The sequence below is a fragment of the Arthrobacter sp. SDTb3-6 genome, assembly GCF_013376095.1.
Taxonomy (GTDB): domain Bacteria; phylum Actinomycetota; class Actinomycetes; order Actinomycetales; family Micrococcaceae; genus Specibacter.
Map to the genome: position 1 here is coordinate 1 of NZ_JAAMFN010000084.1, position 3593 is coordinate 3593.

Sequence of the window (3593 nt, forward strand, 5' to 3'; positions counted from 1 at the left end):
GCACTCGTCAAAGTTGCCGGGTGCTTGTGAACGGTTTTCAGTGTCGTCGTCATGGTGACGCCTGTTGCTGGGCATGGCAAAGCACGGTCGCGCCGCTTGTTTAGGTGCGCAGGGGTGGGCTGAGCAGGTTACCTCGTTTGAAGTACCGGATCACAGTCCAAGGGGGTAGCTCGGCCCTTGCCACGCGGTTGAAGGCCAGTGCGGCGCCTGCCAGGATGTTCAAGCAGTGGCCCAGTAGGCTCGGCCACTGCTTGGGGCGGAAGATCATGTCAGGGTTGAGGCGGAATGCATGCTGCACTGCCGCTCATGAAGCCAGTGGACGTGTGTTTCCGGGACCAGGCGCAGCCAGTGCCGTACCGTCGAAACAGGCCGGCCCAGTCAGGCGGCGATCGGGCGGTGGCCTTTGCCGGCAGCCTTGGCCGCCAGGCCTTCCCGATGACCTCCACGGTGTCGGCCCGGCGCAACGCCAAGGAGGCCGGTAGCAGGACCTGGGTGCGCCCGCAGCTGGCACAGCGGGTGCGCCGCGGCTGTACGGTCAACCGCTCCTGGCCCAGGCCGCGCACGGTCCGGGTCCGGGCTTGCCCGTGGGGGTGCAGCAGCGCCGAGCAATGAGGGCAGCGTATTTCGCCGGCCAGCAAGGCTGTCTCGGTTTGCTCGGAGCTGCCCACGACCATCATCGTGCCCCCTTCTGTCGCTCCGCCATACCCCATGCCAATGACTCTTGCCTACCACACCCCGGCTGGGAAGAGGCCACTTCGTGTGTAACCGACAACGCCCGGAACGGATGACTCACTCCACCACCGGCCGGAGGGGCAAAATCACGGCGCCAAGCAGGCTGCCAAGGAATCTCAGATGCCCGTGGAAGCGGCCGCTTTCGTCGTCACATTGACGCCGCCAACTAAGCCCAACCGGTAACAGCTACATAGTCGCCCACAATGACCATTGCGTCCCCAAACAATGCGACGCGTAACAGACATGGATGGCGATACTGAAGCGTCGGTGCAAATTGGCGGGCTCAAGCAGGCTGATCTCATACGGAAGGAAAACGAAAGAGCGTCATCACGGTTCGTGGCGTAGTTTCCAGCAATGGGGGAAAGTTTATCCATCGACTCCCCGTCGATTTTGATCATTGCGGGCATCTGTGTGTTTTGCCTCTTGCCGGTGTTGTTTCGGCCATTCTGCAGCTTTGACAAGTGCGCCAATGACATTGAGGTCCAAAATCCTGATGTTGCGAAGGCTATCCGAGATGCTCGGCGCGATATTGATCGTGGCCGAGGTCGTTACGGTCCTTAGGGGCAACGTTGGGATCACCGCGAAGTGCGGCCCTCCAGGCGTCTTCAACGCGGCCCGCGTACCGATCCTTGGGAGGGGCTCCTGCCGATGGAAGGATTCTGGCTCCGGGGAATGGATCAGTCACCGATCAGGGACAACTTCAATGCGTGGTTGGTTGGCTGCACGCAGCGCCCCGAACAGTGAGCTTATGCGAGGGGGCGACCATAGCGTCCTCGACGCCTACCGTCTCTGCGATCTTTGCGGCAATTACAGCCATTGAATCGGCCGCAGTGCATAACCCTCTTCGGGGAGTAGGCAAGACTGGAGTGGGACCGGAATACGACCGAACGGTGCCTTTCCTACGAACTGTGGGCCGAAGCTCTCCGTGAGTGTGGATCATTTCCTACGGCGCACAACCAACACGATGTATAAGGCCGCACCAACAGCTACCAAGGCGCCAACGCTGATTCCCATGATTTCTCCTCCGTATCGACCTTGAACCTCTTCGCCGGTCGAAACTTCCGTCCCCTCCTAGCATAGCTCGCCAGCCTCCGCGTAGATGGTGCATGGGGAGCGACGCACAAACATCCCTACCCCCGGTTTAAATGCGTTGGCGCAGGGGACCCCATGAATTACCGGACTGCGCTATCTCCGGCCTGCCGCACTTCAAGGGCACCATCCCGGGAATTCCAGCTGCTCAACCACAGGAGTAGTCGCTGCCACCGCAGGGCCTGGCTTAGCCGTGAACGTCTGCGGATTCACCATCTTCTTGGCCTACGCTCAGGGCTCGGACCTCTTCCATTTCAGCGACAACGGGCACCCCCTTCGGTTAGCCCAGGACGTCGGGCGAACCGGGAGGGTTGGTGATGAACTGTCGGATTTGCGTGGCGTGTGCGGTGGTATGGCCGATCAGACTTGTCACGATCCAGGCGTAGGACCTGCCCTCGTAGCGGTGCGCCGGCGGCAGCGGGGTCACCGCCCTGGCCTCGGTCATGCCGGAGAGCGTGTCGCGGACCCGCTGTCGGCAGTAGTCGATATACCCCCGGATCTCAGGCTGCGACCAGGGGACGGGCAGGCTGGTGAATGTCTGCCAGTGTGGCTTCCCGGCGAACGGGGGCGGCGGGGACCAGGTGTCCAACTCGCCGGCGAGGTCGTAGTCGAAGACTTCCAGGGCGTGCCAGGCCACGCTCCACGGCGTCGACCACCGCTGGACCAGCGCCTCGCGATGAGCCGGATCGGTGACCGGTTTGCCGCCGGCGTCGCGCACCTCCCCGACAATCTCCGAGGCCTGTACCCGCCACATGGGCGTCCGCCAGAGTTCGTCCGGGCAGTCCCGCACGGCCGCGGCCAGCAGTTCCAAGGCTTCCTCGAGGCAGCGACCGACGCTCTCCACCCATATAGATACCATGGGGAAAGACTTTAGCACTCCGCGGCATGAGTGCCCCATGCCTAGTACGGGCTCCGCCATCAGCTTAGGCAAATGCGAGCCGAATGGTGAACATCAAAATGTCTCGCAAGCCGGTCCCTCAACGTACATCGTTGAACGGTGCATGACCCGGCACGATCACAAGGGCGGACGATGTCCGTACGGTCTGAACGATAATGTGCACGCTGGCGGGGCCTGATCTGCAACACTGCCTCTCATGAACGACGTCAAAGTCGGTTACGCGAGAGTCTCGACGAATGGACAGGAGATCACGGCACTAAGAAATGCGCTTCTCGGGCCCGGCGTGGCCGAGAAGCAATTTATTGTGGGCCATGGTTTGACCGGGACTAACCGGTCCCGTCTCGGGTTGGGCGAAGCGATGGCCGCGGTCCGGGCTGGGGAGAGCCTTGTCGTCATTAAGCTGGACCGGTTCGCCCGGTCGCTGCCGGAAGCGGGAGACATCGCTGATGAACCCACGGCCAAAGGTATGGCGTTGAGCCTGGGTGGTAGCATCTATGGTCCTGACGACCCTGTCGGGCGCCTTTTGTAGAATGTCCCCGGAATGGTCGCCGAGTTCGAAGTCGATCTGATCCGGATGTGCACCAGGGAGGGCGTGGCCGTGGCCAAGGTACGGGGCCGGCTGCGCGGGAAGCAGCCAGGTTCTCGCTGCCCAGCGCAAGCACCTGTTTGTGGTCCACGATGCCGGCGCCCACACCCAAGCCGACATCGCTGGGCCTTTCAGCGTCTCCAAAACGACCGGGTACGGCGAGCTTCAACGCGGCAGGCCAAGAAGCGCAAAGTTCAATGGTTTCATTCGCCAGCACCTATTGCGCTCGGCCAGTTGCCGCTGCGAAAAACCTGCCATTTATCACTGCGATCCAGAAGTTGGTCGGCA

At 62.0% G+C, this 3593-nt stretch carries 2 protein-coding genes and 1 pseudogene; 1 reads left to right on the forward strand and 2 read right to left on the reverse strand.

The window, feature by feature from the left end; all coding sequences use genetic code 11:
* Nucleotides 1-269 precede the first annotated feature (269 nt).
* Entirely contained in the window at nucleotides 270-710 is a 441-nt protein-coding gene (locus G6035_RS20730; RefSeq protein WP_371131075.1) for a DUF6431 domain-containing protein, read from the reverse strand.
* 1391 nt (nucleotides 711-2101) lie between these two features.
* Nucleotides 2102-2680, reverse strand: a complete 579-nt coding sequence (locus G6035_RS19270; RefSeq protein WP_176618716.1) for a DinB family protein — start codon at nucleotides 2678-2680, stop codon at nucleotides 2102-2104.
* A 235-nt stretch (nucleotides 2681-2915) separates the two neighbouring features.
* On the opposite strand from G6035_RS19270, the pseudogene G6035_RS19275 reads away from it, so the two are divergent.
* A pseudogene (locus G6035_RS19275) lies at nucleotides 2916-3477 on the forward strand (recombinase family protein); the annotation flags it as partial.
* Nucleotides 3478-3593: the final 116 nt, after the last annotated feature.